Genomic DNA, 20453 nt, shown 5'->3' on the forward strand with positions numbered 1-20453 from the left:
ATTGAGCTTGTCGAATTTTTTGTGTATTGATATAATAAAATATCAATTTCGATAAGCTAAATCTGACATCTTTTAGCAATTAATCATTTGCTATTTTCATTGTGCAAAGATAAACTTATCAATGAAAAAATCATAAATTCGCCGTATGATTTTAGTTACCGGAGGAACAGGTTTAGTAGGCGCACATTTGTTGTATCATTTAGTTAAGAATGATGAAAAAATACGTGCTATTTACCGTTCTGAAGAAAAAATAAAATTGGTTGAGAAAGTTTTTTCTTTTTATTCGGACGATGTCACTCTAATTTCTAAAATAGAATGGTTTAAGGCAGATATTACAGAGGTTCCAGCAATGATACCTGCTTTTATGGGCATTAATAAAGTGTATCACTGTGCTGCGCTAGTTTCTTTTAATCCGAAAGATTATAGGCAAATGAGAAAAACTAATATTTATGGTACAGCTAATGTTGTAAATCTTTCTATTGATGCAAAAGTTAGTAAAATTTGTTTTGTAGGCTCTATTGCTTCTGTGGGAGATTCTCTTAACGGAAGCCTTATTAACGAAGAAAATGAGTGGAACCCCGAAACGGATAATAGTGGGTACTCAATTACCAAGTTTGGTGCAGAAATGGAGGTTTGGCGGGCGAGCCAAGAAGGAGTAGATGTGGTTATTGTAAACCCTGGTGTTATTTTAGGGAGTGGTTTTTTTACAGCTGGTTCAGGTAAATTATTTTCTAAAATGTATAACGGATTCAAATATTATACAGAAGGAATTACTGGTTTTGTTGGAGTAAAAGATGTTGTTGAGATAATGATAAAATTGACGGATTCTAGTATTAAAAATGAACGTTTTATTTTAGTATCAGAAAATAAATCTTTTAAAGATGTTTTTTATTCTATGGCAGATGCTTTTGGTAAAAAAAGACCTTTTATAAAAATAAAGCCTTGGCAAACGGCTGTTTCTTGGAGGATTTCTCGGTTATTATCTTTAGTTACAGGAAGAGAGCCTTTATTAAGTAAATATTCAGCCAGAAGTGCACATTCAATTTCTAAATATTCAGCAGAAAAAATTGAAAAAAGTTTGTCTTTTCAGTTTGAAAAAATTGATGATGTAATTAAAAAGGTATGCGAAAAATATGTTAATTCTTCTTTTTAAGCATCTTTTTACTAGGCTCTAAATCTGGTTTGTCTACTTCTATAGTATCTATCTCTTTCAGTTTTAAAGAAGATTTTATAGAATCTCTTCTAATAGAATCTTTTTGCTTGCTTAAGTTACTATAAAAATCTTTTTGTTTTACTAGGTTCTTTTTAACATCAGTAAATATTTCTTCATATAAGTCTATTTTTGAAATATAGTAGAAATTACTTTTTTGAAAACGAAGGCTATCAATTTTATATTTCTCATAAATAAAAGGCATGTAATTAATCTTCTTTTGCTCGTTTATGTTTTTTACATATTTCGCAGAAGAAGCAATCATCATATCTCCAAGCAATAGCGTCATGGTATCTCTAGGAATGAGGTCTTCTGGTTTTTTAAAAATGGTGTTACTTGTGCAAGAAACCAAGAAAGTAAGAATCAATAAATAACTTAATTTTTTCATATTAACGATTAAAAGTTAAGCGTTTACCTTTAATATCATCATTAAACACACCTTCATTATAAATTAAATTTCCATTTACAAAAGTATGAGAAATTGTTGATGAAAAAGTAGTGCCTTCAAAAGGAGACCATCCACATTTATAAAGGATATTATCTTTAGAAACTGTTTGTGGTTTGTTGGTGTCAATTAAAACGATATCTGCAAAATATCCTTCTTTTATAAAGCCACGTTTTTTAATTTGGAATAATTTAGCGGGATTATGGCTCATTTTTTCAACTAATTTTTCAATAGGAATAACGCCCTCTTTTACTTTTTCTAAAAGTGCAATAACTGCATGTTGCACTAAAGGTCCACCACTTGGAGCTTTTGTGTACACATTTGTTTTTTCTTCTAAAGTATGAGGCGCATGGTCTGTTGCTAAAACATCAATTCTGTCGTCTAGTAATGCTTCCCATAAGCCAAGTCTGTCTTTTTCTGTTTTTACTGCCGGATTCCATTTAATATGTGTTCCTTTTTCTGCGTAATCTTTATCTGAAAACCATAAATGATGCACACAAACTTCTGCGGTAATTTGTTTTTCTTCTAACGGAATATCATTTCTAAAAAGTTTGGTTTCTTTAGCTGTTGATACATGAAAAATATGCAATCTTGCACCCGTTTTCTTTGCCAATTCAATTGTTTTAGAAGATGATAAATAACAAGCCTCCTCACTTCTAATAATTGGATGGTATTTTACAGGAATATCATCACCATATTTGTCTATAAATTCTTGTGTATTTTTTCTAATCGTAGCTTCATCTTCACAATGCACAGAAATAATCATTTTTGTTGATGAAAATATTTTTTCTAGAATTTCTTCGTTATCAACCAACATATTTCCTGTAGAAGAACCCAAGAATAATTTAATTCCGGCTACTTTTTTAGGATCTGTTTTTAATAATTCTTCTAAATTATCGTTGGTACCACCAAACATAAAAGAATAGTTTGCGTAAGAATCGTTGGCTGCAATTTTAAATTTATCTTCTAATAAATCTTGTGTGGTAGCTTGTGGTACGGTGTTTGGCATTTCTATAAAAGTAGTAATTCCACCAGCAACGGCAGCTCTACTTTCTGTTGCAATATTTGCTTTGTGAGTTAAACCAGGCTCTCTAAAATGAACTTGATCATCAATAAAACCAGGAATCAAGAATTTACCTTCAGCATCAATAACCACAACATTTTTAGTTGCTTTTATATCTTTAGCGACTTCCTTTATAATTTCGTTTTCAATTAAAACATCTCCTTTAAAGGTTTTGTTTTCATTAACGATAGTTGCATTTTTTATTAAAGTAGATTTTGCCATTTTTATAATTGTTTAACCGCAAAGACCTAATGGTTTTTGCAAAGTTATAAAGTGTATTTTTTTTATTTTTTTACTATTTCTAACTACTAAAAGTTTTTTATATGTCCATTCTCATGTTTACCAAACTCTTTATAAAACCAAAGCGTTCATAAGATTTTGTAGCTCCAGAATTTCCAACATAAACATCTAACCTTAATTCTTTTAACTCTTTTTCTGTTGCCCACCTTTTTAAGGATTCTAAAATTAAAGTACTAACTCGGTTTCCTCTAAAAGATGGTTTTACAAATATAAAACCAATATAACCATGTTTTGGGTTTTTATGATAATGTTTAGAGTTTTCTATTCTAAGGTAACCAGAAGCAATGATTTCATTATTAGCAACGGCAACAATGAAATGAATGTTTTTATTAGAAATTAATTCAGGAATATTGTAATAAAATAACTCTCCATCATCCAAAAAAGGATCTAAAGGCTTTTCTGCAGCTATAACTCCTTGCTCAAACTCTAATAATATTTTTAAGTCTTCAAGATTAGCAGTTCTAATAGAAATTTCATTCATGGAAAAACTATTTAGGCAAGCCTTTTAACTTCATTTTTATCACTCCAAATAAAGCTTCAGAAATTATATTTCCACTCATCTTAGAGGTTCCTAAAGTTCTATCTGTAAAAACGACTGATACTTCTTTAATTTTAAAACCATGTTTCCATGCTTTAAATTTCATTTCTATCTGAAAAGCATATCCTATAAACTTTATTTTGTCTAAGTGTATTTTTTCTAATACTTCTCTTTTCCAACAAACAAAACCTGCAGTGGTATCAAACAGCGGAATTCTAGTTATAAAACGTACATATTTTGAAGCAAAATAAGAAAGTAACAATCTTTTCATGTCCCAATTAACAACGTTTACTTGATTATTTACATATCTAGAACCTACAGAAACATCACCACCATCTTTTTTACAGGCGTTATATAGGCGAATTAAATCTTTTGGATTGTGAGAAAAATCTGCATCCATTTCTATGATGTAATCATACTTTTTAGAAATGGCCCATTTAAAACCATGTATGTATGCTGTTCCTAAACCGTTTTTACCCAATCTTTTTTCTAAAAAAAGTCGATTTGGAAATTCTGAAATCAATTTCTCTACAATTTCGGAGGTTCCATCAGGAGAATCATCATCAACCACCAAAATATGAAATTCTTTTTCTTGGTTAAAGGTAGCTCTAATGATAACTTCTATGTTCTCTTTTTCATTATAAGTAGGTATAATGACTAACACATCTGACATAAATAAAATTTCATATGGTAAGTAGACAAATATACATTATTTAATTACTAATTTTGTGTTAATCTTATCAAAACAAAAATACGTGCAGGCAATAGATAGAGTTATAATTGATGACAGTTGGATTACCATTTTATTGGTATGTTTGTATGCCTGTATTTTTCTATTAAGAGGATTGAGTGTTGTAAGATTAAAAGGTAGTATTTATTCTTTACTAAATAATAATTTTATTGAAACTGAAATGGAAGAGAATACTTCTTTTTTTAACCCTTTTAAAAATGTAATTTTTGTTTTTTCGATATCAGTACTTTCTTTGTTTACTTATAAAATTTATTTGCATTATAATTCTTCGGCGGTTCAAGGATTTTATACTTTTTTAAATATTTTAGGTGTAGTTTTTTCTTATTTTCTTATTAAAAGGTTGTTAGAACTTATACTTTCTAATGTATTTATGATAACTAAAAAGGTAGAATTCTTTTTAGTTTCTAAGTCTATATATTTGTATTCTATTTCATTTTTCCTACTGATAGCTATTGTTTTAGAAGAATATTCTCAATTAGATATTCGTTTTTTACTTTATTTTTCAATGGTATTATTTTTAATTCGTTTTATATTCCATGCCGTAAGTAATAAAAAGCTGATTTTTAGTGAGTTGTTTTATTTTATTTTGTACCTTTGCGCCTTCGAAATAGCGCCGCTATTTATACTGTTTAGATTGCTGTTTTAACTACAAAAAAGAAAGCATATGAAAGTGAAAACGATTTTAGTATCGCAACCAGAACCAAAGACAGAAACTTCCCCTTATTTTGACCTGTCTGATAAACAAAAAGTAAAGATAGATTTTAGACCTTTTATTCATGTAGAAGGTATATCTGTTAAAGAAGTAAGAGGAGAAAAAGTAGATTTACATAATTTTACAGCTATTATTTTAACAAGTAGAAATGCTGTAGATCATTTCTTTAGAATTGCAGAAGAAATGCGTTTTAAAGTGCCAGATGCAATGAAATACTTTTGTCAGTCTGAGGCTGTAGCTTATTACTTGCAAAAATATGTAGTGTACAGAAAACGTAAAATTTATGTTGGTACTAGGTCTTTTCTTGATTTAACAAAATTAATTAAGAAGCATAAAACGGAAAAGTTCTTATTACCAAGTTCAGATAAACTAAAACCTTTAATTCCTGAAGAATTAGATAAGTTAGGAATCAATTGGAAACGATTAGATTTATATAGAACTGTAGTTAGTGATTTATCTGATTTAGAAAATGTTGTCTATGACGTTTTGGTGTTTTTTAGCCCATCTGGAATAGACTCTTTATTTAAGAATTTTCCAGAATTTCAACAAAAAGATACTAGAATTGCTGTATTTGGAAATTCTACAGTTAAAGCAGCTACAGAAGCAGGTTTAAAGTGCGATATAACAGCACCTTCACCAGAAACACCTTCTATGACAATGGCATTAGATAATTACATTAAAGTAGCAAATAAGAAATAAGTAATTTTAATCTAGCTTTAGAATAATTATTACAAAATCAATAAAAAACCGAACAGAAATGTTCGGTTTTTTTGATTTATATAGATTATATTTATTCGGTTTTGAAACCCAATTTTATTGTGGGTTTGGTATTTTTTAGATACCTTCAATCAGATTATATAATAAATAGAAAACTTAATAATATGGCTAAAAAATTGATAACATTTGGTGAAGTAATGATGCGTTTATCACCACCAGGATATACCATGTTTTCTCAAGCAACTTCATTCGATTTAGTCTATGGAGGTGGAGAAGCTAATGTAGCAATATCATGTGGTTATTTGGGTATGGATGCAGCTCATGTAACACGTTTTCCAGATAATGCACTGGGTAAAGCGGCTACTCAATTTTTAAGAAAACATTGGTTAGGTACCAAAAATGTTATTTATGGTGATAATATGTTAGGTATCTATTTTTTAGAAAAAGGGGCAGTACATAGATCAAGTGAAGTAATTTATGAAAGAGAAGGTTCTGCTTTTTCATTAATAAAACCAGAAATGGTAAACTGGGAAGAAGTGCTAGAAGGAGCAGACTGGTTTCATTGGACAGGGATTACGCCAGCCATTTCAGAAGGTGCTGCACTATGTTGTTTAGAAGCTATTAAAACAGCCAATAGAATGGGGGTTAAGGTTTCTGGTGACATCAATTCACGTCAAAATATGTGGAAATATGGTAAAACCATGCAAGAAGTAATGCCAGAATTGGTGAAAAATACAGACATTGTTCTTAGTAGTAATCGTGGTATTTATGAAATTTTTGGTCTTGGAGAATTAGGTGGTGGTTTTAGTGCATCTGCTACATTGTTAATGGAAAAATATCCAAGAATAGAAAAAGTTATTGGAAAAACTAGAAAATCTATTAGCGCTTCTCATCAAGAAATACAAGGTAAAATGTGGAACGGTAAAGAGTTTATAAAGGCAGATAAGTTAGATATTACACACGTTATAGATCGTGTTGGTACTGGAGATGCCTTTGCTTCTGGTATTATTTATGGTTTGTTACACTACGATAATGATATGGATGCCTTAAATTTCGCAACAGCTGCTTGTGCTTTAAAACATACCGTTTTGGGGGACGTAAATATGGTTTCTGTAGAAAATGTTACTAGTTTAATGGGCGGAAATACATCTGGTAAAATAAAGAGATAGTTTTTTATTTTTAGAAGCTATTTCCTGCTTTCCGTTATATCTTTTTGTGAAAAACAAAAAGGATGTCACTGCAATCAGGGCTAAGCTTGTTTGCAAACAAATAGCATTAATTGAATTTTGTTATTCATTAAATGTAAAATATTGTTAGGTCTTTTGGGCTTTTAAAGTTTGAAGGGTCTTTTTTTACAATTAGTTTATAGAAAATAAATGATCTTGGTAACTTTAAACAAATAGAATTAATAAATGAATACTGAAAAACAAAAAATGCTCTCTGGCCAATTGTATGACGCTTCAGATCTTGAACTGATTAAAGAACGTTTAGAGGCAAGATTATTGTTAAAAGAGCTAAATGATTTACCCGAAGATAAAGCGGAAACAAAAAAGATTATTTTAAATAAATTAGTTCCAAATAAAGGTAAAAACCTTTTTATACAAACCCCATTTTATTGCGATTATGGTTACAATATAATTACAGGAGACAATGTGTATTTTAATTTTAATTGCGTGGTTTTAGATGTTATGCCTGTTAAAATTGGATCCAGAACATTAATTGGTCCAAATGTGCAATTATACACAGCAACACACCCTATAAACCATAAAGAAAGAGCTTCTGGACTCGAATTAGCAAAACCAATAATTATTGGAGAAGATGTTTGGCTTGGAGGAAGTACGGTAGTTTGTCCTGGTGTACATATTGGAGACAGAACCGTAATTGGAGCAGGAAGTGTAGTTACTAAAAATATACCTGCAGATGTTTTTGCCGCAGGAAATCCTTGTAAAGTAATTCGGAAACTTGAAATCTAGATAATTTGTTTTTTTAGAAGTAAAATAGATTAAACCCCTTCAAGTATAAAAACCTGAAGGGGCTTTTTCTATAGTTACTCGCTTAGTTAAGCAAAAAAAAGCACCTAAAGCACAGTTGTATGTGGCCTTAAGTTCTTTATTGTTTTTAAATTAAGCGAGTAGTTCATCTTTCTTCAAATTTACTATTGATAACGGATATATTATATTCCTGCTTTAAAAGGAATTGTTAAACCAAAAACGATATTTCTACCTATATTATTTAGGTTTAATGGTTTTAAAGCAGATAAGTGATTTACATACGTTTTATCAAATAAATTATTGGCTGAAATATACCAATTGAAATCTTGTTTACTAATGGCTAATGTTGATCCAAAATTAAGGTTAAAAAGAGTGTATTTTGGGGTGTAAGTTTCTAATTGACCTAAGTTGTTTTGACTTTCATAAGCGGTAAGGTTTACTATAAAATAAGGATTTTTAAAAGCGCTAATTTTATTCTTTTGTAACTTTACTTCTGCTACATATCTATTTTGTGGTATTTGTGTTAAATAACCACCATTTTTTAGTTCTCCTTTGGTATAAGAATAATTGCTATGAAGTCCTAACCAGTTAAAAGGATGATAATCTAATGCAACTTCTCCTCCAAATAGTTTAGCGTCATTTTGTATATATTGGTATATTTTTCCATTACCTATTGGTGCATTTTCTTCGGTTTGTACTATGTAAATGTAGTTAGATACATTATTGTAAAACGGGCTTACATCAAAAGCTAATTTATCGATATGAAGGTGGTAATTAAAATCGAATTGATAATTTCGTTGAGATTTTAAATTGATATCTCCTCTCTCAAATCGAGCTTGATGAATACCGTTTTGAGTAAGTTCAGAAATATTTGGACTTCTAAAACCTGAGGCAATATTAAACTTAAATAAATGATTGTTTATTTTATAGGTAGAACCTACAGAACCACTTAAACTACTGTAATTATTATCAATTTGATATTTATCTATACCAGATGAGTTAAAAGGATATGATTTCATATTTCTCATATCGTATCTTAATCCTGCATTTAGTGTTAAAGCATCAGATATTTCTGCTTCATCAACAATAAAAACACCAAAATCACTAATATTAGTATCTGGCATTGGGTTGCTATTGCCATAAAAATCATCAGCATCATTTTTAATATAAGCACCATTAAAGCCTAAGGTATATTTACTGTTATTCTTTTTTAAACTGTATTTAGAGTTGTAAGACAATGTAGATAAATCCATAGAAGCAAACATCATATTAGAATAAATGCTAGATGTATCAGCAATTCCTTTTCTAATGTTTTGTTGATAAGATAAATTAACATCTAAAATACCTTCTCCTATAAAAAGTTTATTTTTTAAAGCTAAAAGTTTATTTTCTAAATCTACATACCAATAATCATTTTTTCTAGAATCATCTGTAATTACGCTTATAGATTTTTGATTGGTTAAACCATAAGTTGGCTCATTATAATCAAAGTACAAAGCAAAATTACCAAGCTTATTTCTGTACCCAATATTAGAGCTTAAATTTAATTCTTTAAAACGAGTATTTATAACTTTACTTCCATTTCCGTTTTGGTAATCTTTATGGGTTTTATTTGTAAAAGAGGCGCCTCCAAACCATTTTTCTCCGCTTATTTTTACACCTAAATTTGTTACATAGCCTTCTGTGTTACTATGGTATTGGGTATTTATTTTTGTTTCTATAGTGTTGTTATTTGCGGGGTTTTCTTTAATTACATTAATAACGCCCCCAACTGCATCAGAGCCATATATTAAAGAGACAGGGCCTTTTATTACTTCTATTTTTTTTGCCGAAAACTCATCTGATATAAAAGGATGATTGCTAGAGAATTGAAAGTTTTCAGCTTTAATTCCGTTGTTTAAAAATACAATATTGGTATTACTTAAACCTCTAATTACTGGCTTTGCATTACCAACACCATTGCTAAGACTGCTTAAACCAGGAAGGCTAGATAAGTTATCTGCCAAAGAAATTTTTCCTGATTTAAATAAATTAGCCTTTTTAACAGTTTCTATAGATACAGATACTTTTTCTCTGCTTTTATTAGAATTCCCGGTTATAATAATTTCTTCTAATTCTAATAAGTTTACTGTAAGTTTTATAACAACTTTGTTAGTGTTATGTAAAGTAATAATTTGTGCTTTATAGGCGTCTGCAGAAATTTCTACTTCAATTTTAGTAGTCTTAGTGCTGTTTAATATAAAATTACCATTTTGGTCTGTTTCTGTAAATTTATTATGATTAAATGCATAAATAGTGGCGCCAACAATAGGTTCTAATGTTTCTGAATCTATGATGGTTCCTGTAAAATTATCTTGAGCAATTAATACATGCGTAAAACTTAAGAGTATAAAAGTTATAAAAAGTTTCATTTGTTTTTTTATTTAATTTTTTGAGCTTCTATGTTAGAGAGTTATAGATTTTTTAATCTTGTTTTGTATAAATTTATCTGACAAAGATAATTAATTATTTATTAATGCAACATTGTTGCATTAATAAATAATTAATAGAAACGAAAAATTAGAAACAGTCCTTTTTAGGCAGTTTAAAGAATTGTAAATATGGTTTAAGGGTAGGTGCTATTGTAAATAGATCTATATGTTTTGTATTTGATAGAATTATTTAATAAAGTAATTTACAATAGTGGGGAATGTGGGTGTTTTAATTAATTATATAATCACATTGATAAGGATGTATAAGTAAATCCTTATATTTTATAAAATCTTGGTTTTTATATAATCAATATTTTCACAGATTGTAAAACTGTAAAAAACAAGTGATAATTATTAAAAAGTTTTATTTATAACCATCTTTAAATACAAAAAAACTACGCAAACAAAGTAGCAAAAGCTTCTTCAATCTTACCAACTAAAACCAAACGAATTCCGTGGTTTTTAGAAGAAATCTTATTGTATTTAGAAGCTACTAACGTTTTATATCCTAATTTTTCTGCTTCGGTAATTCTTTGGTCTATTTTAGAAACCGGTCTTATTTCTCCTGCCAAACCAACTTCTGCAGCAAAACAAACATTTGGGTTTATGGCAACATCTTGGTTAGAAGATAAAATGGCAGCCACAACTGCTAAATCTATTGCAGGATCGTCTACATTTATGCCTCCGGTAATATTTAAAAAGACATCTTTTGCACCTAATTTAAAACCAGCTCTTTTTTCTAGAACCGCCAAAATCATGTTTAAACGTTTTAAATTATAACCGGTTGTAGAACGCTGAGGTGTTCCGTAAACAGCTGTAGAAACCAACGCTTGTACTTCTATCATTAAAGGTCTAATTCCTTCTAAGGTAGATGCAATTGCAGTTCCGCTTAAATCTGCATCCTTTTTAGAAATTAAAATTTCAGACGGATTAGATATTTCTCTTAATCCAGTGGAAAGCATTTCGTAAATACCTAATTCTGAAGTAGAACCAAATCTGTTTTTTTGACTTCTTAAAATTCTGTAGGTATGATTTCTGTCTCCTTCAAATTGTAAAACAACATCTACCATGTGTTCTAAAATTTTTGGTCCAGCAATGTTTCCGTCTTTGTTGATGTGTCCAATTAATAAAACCGGAGTTGCAGTTTCCTTAGCGTATTTTATCAATTCGGCAGCAGTTTCTCTAATTTGAGAAATTGTACCAGGAGAAGCTTCTATAGAAGTTGTGTGTAATGTTTGTATAGAATCTATAACCAAAACATCGGGTTCTGTTTCTTCAATGTTTTTGAAGATGTTTTGTGTGTTCGTTTCTGTAAGAATTAAGCAATTAGAGTTGTTAGCTTCTAGTCTTTCTGCTCTCATTTTTATTTGAGACTGACTTTCCTCACCAGAAACATACAATACTTTTTGTTTGATATTTAAAGCAACTTGCAATAATAAAGTCGATTTTCCAATTCCTGGTTCACCACCTAAAAGTGTTACCGAACCTTTTACCAATCCGCCACCTAATACAGTGTCTAACTCGTTATTATTAGTAACGATTCTTTCTTCTGGGTTTAACTGAATGTCAGCAACTTTTAAGGGTTTGTTTATGGTTTGTTTTGCGGTTGTAGATTGTTTCCAAACTCGTTTTTCTTCTTTTTGTATAACTTCTTCTACAATGGTATTCCATTCTTTACAAGCACCACATTGTCCTACCCATTTTGCATGTTGGGTTCCGCAATTCTGACAGAAAAAAGTTGTTTTGGTTTTGGCCATTTTTTTTAAGAAGTTACAAAGTTTTAGAGAAACAAAGTTACAACGTTATCTTGTGACTTTTAAGATGTTTTTAGTGTAATATAATGGCTTCTATTTGGGTAATTCTCGACTTGTATGAAGAATAGCATGAATGTAAATGGTATTTTTTTCTAAAGTATAGTGAATTCCATACCGAAACTTTTTTGTAAATATAATTCAACACTTAAGTTTTCTGTTTTGGTTTCATGCCAAGCTAAAGCTTCTAAAAGTTCTTGTTCTCCTTCAGGTTTAATGACGATTTTATACGCTATATTTTAATGATAATTCAGTTTTTACTTCATTCCAATTTCTACCTGCTGTAGGGTTTTCTTTGTGAAATTTTATTCTTTTATCTAAAATTTCTTTATTTTTAGAATACACATTATAAACAGCTTCTACTTCGTTTAGAACATTTTCATCTGTTTCTAAAATCCATTTTGCTAAAGCTTTTCTTTTATCCTGATTGTTCATAAAATTGCTTTTTCCTAAAGATAGTATTTCTTAAAGAAAAAACTTATTCTGAAGATTCTCTAAATGCGAGCAAACAGTTGCGTTAGCGATTGAAACGGCATCCTTTTTGCTTTTTCAGCAAAAAGATACAGTGTAAAGCGCGACCTTTTTAGGGAACGCCCAAATATTAATTATTCTTAATAACGGTATAAAGTTAAGTTGAAAAATTAGTTCATATAAATGATATTTCTTAAGTTGGTGTCTTATCATTTAGAACCGTAAATAAAGTACGTTATGTTTAAAAAAATTGTGGGAATAGAGCCTTTGGGATTAGTAGATGCAGCTAATTTAAAATTAAAATCTTTTACAGAAAATATGGTGTTGCACATAGATAAACCAACTAGTGATGATGAAATTGTAAAACGTATTGGTGATGCAGATGGTGTTTTTTTAAGTTATACAACAACATTAACAAAAGAAATTTTAGAACGATGCCCAAACATAAAATATATAGGTATGTGCTGCTCTTTGTACACTCCAGAGAGTGCGAATGTAGATATTAATTATGCAAATTCTCGCGGAATTATAGTAACTGGTGTGCGTGATTATGGTGATGAGGGGGTTGTGGAATATGTAATTAGCGAATTGGTACGATGTTTACATGGTTTTGGTACTACTTTAAATGGTAAACCAAGGGAGGCTTGGAGTGGTGTTCCTAGAGAAATTACTGGTTTAAAAGTAGGGGTTATTGGTTTAGGTAAATTAGGTGGTATGGTTGCAGATGGACTTAATTTTTTTGGTGCGGATATTACTTATTTTGCTAGAAGTGAAAGGCAAGATGCAAAAGAAAAAGGATATGATTTTTTATCATTAGATAAACTAATGGAAAGAAATGAGGTTGTAATTGCTGCTTTAAATAAAAACACGGTTTTATTGCATGAAAAGGAGTTTTTAAAATTCGGAAATCACAAAATATTGTTTAACATTGGGTTATCTCCTGCCTGGAATGAGAAGTCTTTTAATAATTGGATAAAAACAGACAACAATGTTGTGTATTGTGATTCTTTGGGTGCTTTAGGTGACCAAGAATTACTAACCCAGCCAAACGTAAATTGTTTTGAAGTTTCTAGTGGTAGAACTCAACAAGCATTTGTTAGATTAAGTGATAAAGTAATAGAAAACGTAACTAACTATTTTAAAGAAGAATAGGGGTAGTTCAGTTTTTTAATGTCTTTAAAACGCTTCTTGTTGAAGCGTTTTAAAACTATTTATTTTTATTGTAAATTGGTAAAAGTAAAAAAGCTAAACCACCAAAAACGATAATCATTGCTGTTTGTGCGGTCCACATAATCCAACCAAAAGCGGTTGCAGGTTCTGTAGGAATATCAAACAAAGCCAAGGCACCAGCAACAGCAATTGGGTACAAGCCAATTCCGCCATTTGTTGCGGCAATAGAAAATCCGCCAGCAATAAAACCGATTAAAATTCCGCCAAAAGGAATGTCTAATCCATCAATTGCAGGTATTGTTGCCCAAAACATACAAACATACATTGCCCAGATAAAAACTGTATGAAAGATAAATGCCCATTTATTTTTCATCTTAAAGATGCTGGTAACACCTTCTCCTAGGCCAGTAATAAATGTTTTTATTTTAAATAAGAAACCGGATTCTGCTTTTTTTACAAAGGATGTTAAAATGTAAAAAGCAATTATTAAAACAGTTAAACCAATTATTATTTTTGTTGGATTGAAGTTTTTAACTAAGAGATCATAAATAAAATCGAACTGCACAAAAAGTGTGATTAATATAATGGATAACATCATAATTAAATCGGCTATTCTTTCTGCTACAATGGTTCCGAATCCTTTTTCAAAAGGAACGTCTTCGTAGTTTGTTAAAACCAAAGCTCTAGAAACTTCTCCGGCTCTGGGCAGTGCAAGGTTTACTAGATATCCTACTAGAACGGCTAAAACGCTATTGGTAAATTTTGGTTTAAATCCGATTGGTTCTAGCATAAATTTCCATCGGTAAGCTCTAGAAAGGTGACTTAAAACACCAAAGAACAATCCTAAGAAAATCCAACTATAATGAGCTTCTTTAAAATAACCAATTAAGACGTCTAAAGAAATTTTAGAAAGCGAGTACCATACTAAAAAACCTCCCAAAATGAGAGGTAGTATGGTTTTTAATATTTTTTTAATATTCAAATCTATGTAAGTGTATTGTCTTTTTCGTTAGGGAAAACTAAAGAGGGTTTAAAGTTTTTTGCTTCTTCAAAATCCATGAATCCATAAACAATAAGGATTAATACATCATTTACAGCAACTTTTCTTGCTGCAGCTCCGTTTAAGGTGATTTCTCCACTTCCACGAGGTCCGGGAATTGCATACGTTTCTAAACGTTCTCCATTATTATTGTTTACGATTTGAACGCGTTCGCCTTCAATAATATTGGCTGCATCCATTAAATCTTCATCAATGGTTATGCTTCCTATATAATTTAAATCTGCACCTGTAACTTTTACTCGGTGGATTTTTGATTTTACAACTTGTACTAACATGGGGCAAAAATACTGTTTTTTTTGATTACTAATGCTTTAAACGAATGTTGTCTATCAATCTTATTTCTCCTGCAAATACTGCAATAAAAGCGCGGTATTTTTTATTAGATTCCTTGTTTTTTATGGTTTCTAATGTTTTTTCATCAGCAATAGTAAAGTATTCTAATTCTAAAAAAGGATGTTTTTTAAATTGATTTTCTACCCATTCAGTTACTTTAACTGCATTTTCTGTGCCAAATTTCTTACGAGCTGTTTTAAGCGTTTTGTAAATAAAAGGAGCTGCGTTTCTATGCTCTGTAGTTAGCCTTGTGTTTCTAGAACTCATTGCTAAACCATCTTTTTCTCTAAAAATAGGACATCCTTTAATTTTTACAGGAAGTCTATTCTTTTTTACCATTTTTTTGATGATCTGTAATTGTTGAAAATCTTTTTGACCAAAATAGGCTCTGTTGGGTGTTACAATTTCGAAAAGTGTTTTTACAATAGTACCTACACCATCAAAATGACCGTTTCTAAATTTTCCTTCCATTTGATGTTCTAAACCATCAAAGTCAAATTTTTCTGAGGCGATGTTTTCTGCATAAATTTCTTTTACAGACGGAAGAAATAATACATCACAAGAAACACTTTCTAGTAATTTGGTGTCGTTTTCTATTGTTTTTGGGTATTTAACTAAATCTTCGGGGTTGTCAAACTGCGTAGGATTTATAAAAATACTGACCACAACGAGGTCGTTTTTTTTGATCGCTTTTTTAATCAAAGATAAATGACCTTCATGTAATGCACCCATAGTTGGTACAAAACCGATGGTTTTATTTTCCTCTTTTTTAGACGTTAAATAATCTTTTATTTCTTGTTTCGTATTAAATATTTTCATCCTTAAATATTAAGTAAAGTCTGCAAACTTACCAATTTAACACGATATTAGCATAATAATTTGTATTTTTGCGCTTCTTATAAAAGAGTTTGATTTAATGAAGGACAAGAGAATATTATTTGTTTCATCTGAAGTAGTGCCATACTTACCTGAAACAGAATTATCATCAACAGCCTTTAATGTTGCGAAAAATGCACATTCTAAAGGAGTACAAACAAGAATTTTCATGCCAAGATATGGCGTAATTAACGAGCGAAGACATCAGCTACACGAAGTAATTCGTTTATCTGGTATGAACTTGGTTGTTAATGATATGGATATGCCATTAATTATAAAAGTTGCTTCTATTCCTAAAGAAAGAATGCAAGTTTATTTTATAGATAATGAAGAATATTTTAAACGAAAAGCCGTTTTTACAGATGAAGATGATGAGTTGTTTGAAGACAATGATGAGCGCGCTATTTTCTTTGCAAAAGGAGTTATAGAAACTGTAAAAAAATTAAACTGGGCACCAGATATTATTCATGTTCATGGATGGATGGCTTCTCTATTACCTCTTTATTTGAAGGAGTTTTACAAAGAAGAACCCTTGTTTACAGAGAGTAAGGTTATTACTTCTTTGTATAATAATCCTTTTGAAGGAGAATTAGATGAATCTTTAGCAGATAAAGTGAAGTTTGATAACATCTGTGATGAAAAAATAGCAACAATTAAAACACCAAACTTTACAAATATTTTAAAAAGTGCCATAGAGAATTCTGATGCAATTATACATGGTAGTGAGGAAATTTCGGAAGAATTGGCTTCTTTTATAGAAAGTAAAGATATTCCAGTTTTAGAATATCAATCTGAGGATTTAAAGGAAAGTTATTTAAATTTTTATGCTGATTTAATTTCAGCTAATTAATTATTTTATAAAGTGAGGAGATTTTTTGAGAAAAGTACATTTATTGTGGCTTTAGTATTCGTGTTTACAGCTGTTATTTCTTGTGAAAAAGATTTTAATGATATTGATTCAAGTTTAGTAGAGAACACAAAATTTGATGTAAATACTTTAACGGTTAAAGGAATTACCATAGAGAATAGTTCTATTAAAAATGTTATTTCAGATAATATTTCTAATGAACCAGGGCAATATTTATTAGGTGTTTACGCAAGTGATGATTATAAAAATATAGAGGCTTCTATTGTTGCGCAATTAGCAATTACTTCTAATTTAGAAGTAATGAATTCTGATACAATTGCAAAGTACGCTACAAGTACTACTCATATTGTTACATCTATAGATACGGTTTTTTTAAAACTACCTTACCAAGTAACTCTAAATGACGATGGAGATGCTTACGAATTAGACTCTATAATTGGAGACCAATCAAAAGCATTTAACTTAAATGTTTATCAAACTAGCACATATTTAAGTAGGTTAAACCCTAAAGATGCTTCTAAAAACAATAGTTATAATTCTAATGATGTTTTTGATACAAAAGGTAGTGAGTTAAATATAACTGATAACTATCAATTTATACCATCTTTAAGAGATACTCTTGTAGTTAATAGATGGACAAGTAATGGAATACTAGCTGATAAAGATACAATTACCTATTCAAGTTCTACAACTTCTACTTTATCAACTCCTTTTGCGGTTGTGCCTTTAAAAGAGACTGAAATTAAAAACTTATTTTTAGATCAATATGAATCTTCACATTTTGACACTCAAGATGCTTTTAATAATTATTTTAGAGGAGTTATTTTAGAAGCTACAGGAAATAAAGGTTCCTTAATTTCTTTTAACTTTGAGGGAGCTATTAAACCATCAATAGAAATTTATTATACAAATACTGTATTTGAAACTGCAACAAACGATACAATTAAAACTTTTAGAAAAAATGATTCCTTTTCTTTATCTGGTATAAGAAGTGCATCTTATAAGATGGAAGATAAAGTGTATCCTGCAGATAAAATTACACTGCAAGGTACTGCAGGAACTGAAGCTAAAATAAACCTTTTTGGTGCAGATACAGATGGCAACGGAATAGCAGACGAAATTGAAGAATTAAGAGCAAGAAATCTATTGATAAACGATGCTTCCTTAACTTTATATATTAATCAATCTGCAGATACTACAGCTGTACCATACCAATTATTTTTGTATAAGAGTAATGAAGATGTAAACCCTGTTTATAGTCAAATAAAAGATGTTTATTCAGAAGGAGCGTTTGTTTTTGGAGGGTTATTAGAAAGAGATAGTGATGGAAAAAAAGAGAAATATACCTTTAGAATTACAGACTATCTTTCAGATATTTTAAGTGGAGAAACAGACTATTCTCCTACTTTAAGACTTAAAGTAATTAACGCTACAGATTTATTAACAGTTACAGATACTGTTTTTAAGAATTATAATTGGAATCCAAAAGCAGTTACCCTTTATAATCAAGATGCTTTAAATGGTAAAAAGGCAGAGTTAAAGATTTCTTATTCAGAGAAAAAAACGAATTAACAAGAACGAACTACTAAAAAAAGAATTGTTATGTGTGGAATAACTGGCTATATAGGTTTTAGAGATGCTTACCCTATTGTTATAAATGGTCTTAAAAGATTAGAATACAGAGGGTATGATAGTTCTGGGATTATGATGTATGACGGAAAAGAAATACATCTTTCTAAAACGAAAGGAAAGGTTTCTGATTTAGAAGCGATAACCGATAATGACGAAAAAAGAAAAAAAGGAAATATAGGAATTGGTCATACACGTTGGGCAACACATGGTGTACCTAATGATGTAAACTCGCATCCACATGTTTCTCAATCTGGTGAATTGGTTATAGTACATAACGGTATTATTGAAAACTACGATACTTTAAAGAAAGAGCTAATATCTAGAGGTTATACTTTTAAAAGTGATACAGATACAGAGGTTTTAATAAATCTTATAGAAGAAGTAAAAAAGAACGAAGGCTGTAAGTTAGGGCAAGCAGTTCAATTAGCATTAACAAATGTTGTAGGTGCTTATGCTATTGCTGTTTTTGATAAAACAAAACCAAACGAGTTAGTTATTGCTCGTTTAGGAAGTCCTATTGCAATTGGAGTAGGAAAAGACAATAGTGAATTTTTTGTTGCTTCTGATGCATCTCCTTTTATAGAATATACAAAGGATGCTATTTATTTAGAGGATGAAGAATTAGCTGTTATTAAAATTGGTAAAGATATAAAAGTTCGTAAGATTATAGACGACACTATGGTTGATACTAATATTCAGAAATTAAAACTGAGTTTAGATCAAATAGAAAAAGGAGGTTATGATCATTTCATGTTAAAAGAAATTCATGAACAACCAAAAGCTATTATAGATACATATAGAGGTAGAATGTTACCTAATGAAGGACTTATTAAAATGTCTGGTATAGATAACCACATGAATAGGTTTTTAAATGCAGAGAGAATCATTATAGTTGCTTGTGGTACTTCTTGGCATGCAGGTTTGGTGGGTGAATATCTTATTGAAGACAAAGCCCGTATCCCTGTTGAAGTAGAATATGCTTCAGAATTTAGATATAGAAACCCTATTATTTCGTCTAAAGATGTAGTAATTGCTATTTCTCAATCTGGAGAAACAGCAGATACTCTTGCTGCAATTAAGTTGGCAAAATCTAAAGGAGCTTTTGTATTTGGTATTTGTAATGTTGTGGGTTCTTCTATTGCTAGAGAAACACATGCCGGAGCTTATACTCATGCAGGTCCAGAAATAGGTGTAGCTTCTACAAAAGCTTTTACAACACAAATTACAGTTTTAACTCTAATTGCGTTAAAATTAGCCTCTAAAAAAGGAGAGATTTCTAAATCTGAACTTAGAGAGTTTTTACAAAAAATGCAATTAATTCCGGCAAAAATAGAAGCGCTTTTAAAGATTGATGAAAAAGTGAAGGAAATTGCTGCTGTATATAAAGATGCAAAAAATTGTTTGTACTTAGGTAGAGGTTTTAACTTTCCGGTAGCATTAGAAGGAGCTTTAAAATTAAAAGAAATTTCTTACATTCATGCAGAAGGGTATCCTGCGGCAGAAATGAAGCATGGTCCAATTGCTTTAATTGATGAGAATATGCCAATTTTTGTGATTGCAACTAATAAAGGTCATTACGAAAAAGTAGTGAGTAATATTCAAGAAATAAAATCTAGAGCTGGTAAAATTATTGCAATAGTTACAGAAGGAGATACACAAGTTAGAGATATAGCAGATCATGTTATTGAAATTCCTGAAACGGAAGAAGCATTAACACCGCTATTAACTACCATTCCTTTTCAATTATTGTCTTACCATATTGCAGTAATGTTAGGTAAAAATGTAGATCAACCAAGAAATTTGGCAAAATCTGTTACCGTAGAATAATAATTATATTTTATAAAATAAAAAACCTGGCTTATAGCCGGGTTTTTTGTTTTATAAAATAGCTTTTTTAATATAAGCATCTAGTTTATAATTCTTGTTTTTGTGATTAACTAAATATCAGGGTTCTATATTGAGAAAATAAAAAAAAATTATACTTATCTTGGTCTTTAAAATATTTAATATGGATATATAAATCTGCTGAGAGGC

The 20453-nt window shown here is 30.1% G+C and carries 19 protein-coding genes; 9 read left to right on the forward strand and 10 right to left on the reverse strand.

Features of this window, described 5'->3' with window-relative positions; genetic code table 11:
* Positions 1 to 145: 145 nt before the first annotated feature.
* Entirely contained in the window at positions 146 to 1153 is a 1008-nt protein-coding gene (locus MPF19_RS02250; RefSeq protein ID WP_249986592.1) for an NAD-dependent epimerase/dehydratase family protein, read from the forward strand.
* On the opposite strand, the gene MPF19_RS02255 is transcribed toward MPF19_RS02250, so the two are convergent.
* From MPF19_RS02255 to MPF19_RS02270, 4 genes are all read right to left on the reverse strand, one after another.
* Positions 1137 to 1598, reverse strand: coding sequence for a DUF4296 domain-containing protein (locus tag MPF19_RS02255; RefSeq protein WP_249986594.1), 462 nt, complete (start codon positions 1596 to 1598; stop codon positions 1137 to 1139). The genes MPF19_RS02250 and MPF19_RS02255 overlap by 17 nt on opposite strands.
* A gap of 1 nt (position 1599) precedes the next feature.
* A complete protein-coding gene (locus MPF19_RS02260; protein ID WP_249986595.1) occupies positions 1600 to 2940 on the reverse strand; it encodes a dihydroorotase in 1341 nt (446 codons plus the stop codon).
* Positions 2941 to 3037: 97 nt separating this feature from the next.
* The gene (locus MPF19_RS02265) at positions 3038 to 3499 is read right to left on the reverse strand and encodes a GNAT family N-acetyltransferase (protein WP_249986597.1); all 462 of its coding nucleotides are present in this window, start codon (positions 3497 to 3499) and stop codon (positions 3038 to 3040) included.
* 7 nt (positions 3500 to 3506) lie between these two features.
* On the reverse strand, positions 3507 to 4229 hold the full coding sequence (locus tag MPF19_RS02270; protein WP_203392694.1) for a polyprenol monophosphomannose synthase: 723 nt from the start codon (positions 4227 to 4229) through the stop codon (positions 3507 to 3509).
* Between the two features lie 82 nt (positions 4230 to 4311).
* On the opposite strand from MPF19_RS02270, the gene MPF19_RS19455 reads away from it, so the two are divergent.
* The 4 genes from MPF19_RS19455 (at position 4312) to MPF19_RS02285 (ending at position 7709) form a co-directional block, all read left to right on the forward strand.
* Complete coding sequence (locus MPF19_RS19455) at positions 4312 to 4953, forward strand: DUF4271 domain-containing protein (RefSeq protein WP_502924860.1); 642 nt, start codon at positions 4312 to 4314, stop codon at positions 4951 to 4953.
* Positions 4954 to 4971: 18 nt separating this feature from the next.
* Positions 4972 to 5718 (forward strand): uroporphyrinogen-III synthase, encoded by a 747-nt coding sequence (locus MPF19_RS02275; protein ID WP_203392692.1) that lies wholly within the window; start codon positions 4972 to 4974, stop codon positions 5716 to 5718.
* Positions 5719 to 5900: 182 nt separating this feature from the next.
* On the forward strand, positions 5901 to 6905 hold the full coding sequence (locus MPF19_RS02280; protein WP_249986599.1) for a sugar kinase: 1005 nt from the start codon (positions 5901 to 5903) through the stop codon (positions 6903 to 6905).
* Positions 6906 to 7148: 243 nt separating this feature from the next.
* The gene (locus MPF19_RS02285; RefSeq protein ID WP_249986600.1) at positions 7149 to 7709 is read left to right on the forward strand and encodes a sugar O-acetyltransferase; all 561 of its coding nucleotides are present in this window, start codon (positions 7149 to 7151) and stop codon (positions 7707 to 7709) included.
* A 200-nt stretch (positions 7710 to 7909) separates the two neighbouring features.
* Here MPF19_RS02285 and MPF19_RS02290 read toward each other — a convergent pair whose 3' ends face one another.
* From MPF19_RS02290 to MPF19_RS02300, 3 genes are all read right to left on the reverse strand, one after another.
* Entirely contained in the window at positions 7910 to 10138 is a 2229-nt protein-coding gene (locus MPF19_RS02290) for a TonB-dependent receptor (protein WP_249986602.1), read from the reverse strand.
* Positions 10139 to 10593: 455 nt separating this feature from the next.
* On the reverse strand, positions 10594 to 11955 hold the full coding sequence (gene radA / locus MPF19_RS02295) for a DNA repair protein RadA (protein ID WP_203392689.1): 1362 nt from the start codon (positions 11953 to 11955) through the stop codon (positions 10594 to 10596).
* Positions 11956 to 12234: 279 nt separating this feature from the next.
* Positions 12235 to 12444, reverse strand: a complete 210-nt coding sequence (locus MPF19_RS02300; RefSeq protein ID WP_249986603.1) for a hypothetical protein — start codon at positions 12442 to 12444, stop codon at positions 12235 to 12237.
* A 273-nt stretch (positions 12445 to 12717) separates the two neighbouring features.
* Between MPF19_RS02300 and MPF19_RS02305 the strand changes: the two genes are divergently transcribed.
* On the forward strand, positions 12718 to 13632 hold the full coding sequence (locus MPF19_RS02305; protein ID WP_249986605.1) for an NAD(P)-dependent oxidoreductase: 915 nt from the start codon (positions 12718 to 12720) through the stop codon (positions 13630 to 13632).
* Positions 13633 to 13687: 55 nt separating this feature from the next.
* Here the strand turns inward: MPF19_RS02305 and MPF19_RS02310 are convergent, their stop codons facing one another.
* From MPF19_RS02310 to panC, 3 genes are read right to left on the reverse strand one after another with little or no spacing between them, the layout of a single operon-like run.
* Positions 13688 to 14632, reverse strand: coding sequence for a lysylphosphatidylglycerol synthase transmembrane domain-containing protein (locus tag MPF19_RS02310; RefSeq protein WP_249986606.1), 945 nt, complete (start codon positions 14630 to 14632; stop codon positions 13688 to 13690).
* 2 nt (positions 14633 to 14634) lie between these two features.
* Positions 14635 to 14985, reverse strand: coding sequence for an aspartate 1-decarboxylase (gene panD / locus MPF19_RS02315; RefSeq protein WP_036825265.1), 351 nt, complete (start codon positions 14983 to 14985; stop codon positions 14635 to 14637).
* Between the two features lie 28 nt (positions 14986 to 15013).
* On the reverse strand, positions 15014 to 15862 hold the full coding sequence (gene panC / locus MPF19_RS02320; RefSeq protein WP_249986608.1) for a pantoate--beta-alanine ligase: 849 nt from the start codon (positions 15860 to 15862) through the stop codon (positions 15014 to 15016).
* Between the two features lie 97 nt (positions 15863 to 15959).
* On the opposite strand from panC, the gene MPF19_RS02325 reads away from it, so the two are divergent.
* From MPF19_RS02325 to glmS, 3 genes are read left to right on the forward strand one after another with little or no spacing between them, the layout of a single operon-like run.
* Positions 15960 to 16769 carry a glycogen/starch synthase gene (locus MPF19_RS02325; RefSeq protein ID WP_203392686.1) on the forward strand — a complete coding sequence of 270 codons (810 nt, stop codon included), beginning with the start codon at positions 15960 to 15962 and terminating at the stop codon, positions 16767 to 16769.
* Positions 16770 to 16814: 45 nt separating this feature from the next.
* Complete coding sequence (locus tag MPF19_RS02330) at positions 16815 to 18359, forward strand: DUF4270 family protein (protein ID WP_249986609.1); 1545 nt, start codon at positions 16815 to 16817, stop codon at positions 18357 to 18359.
* Between the two features lie 30 nt (positions 18360 to 18389).
* Positions 18390 to 20246, forward strand: a complete 1857-nt coding sequence (gene glmS / locus MPF19_RS02335; protein WP_249986610.1) for a glutamine--fructose-6-phosphate transaminase (isomerizing) — start codon at positions 18390 to 18392, stop codon at positions 20244 to 20246.
* Positions 20247 to 20453: the final 207 nt, after the last annotated feature.

It is taken from the genome of Polaribacter sp. Z014, from assembly GCF_023555435.1.
Classification (GTDB): Bacteria; Bacteroidota; Bacteroidia; order Flavobacteriales; family Flavobacteriaceae; genus Polaribacter.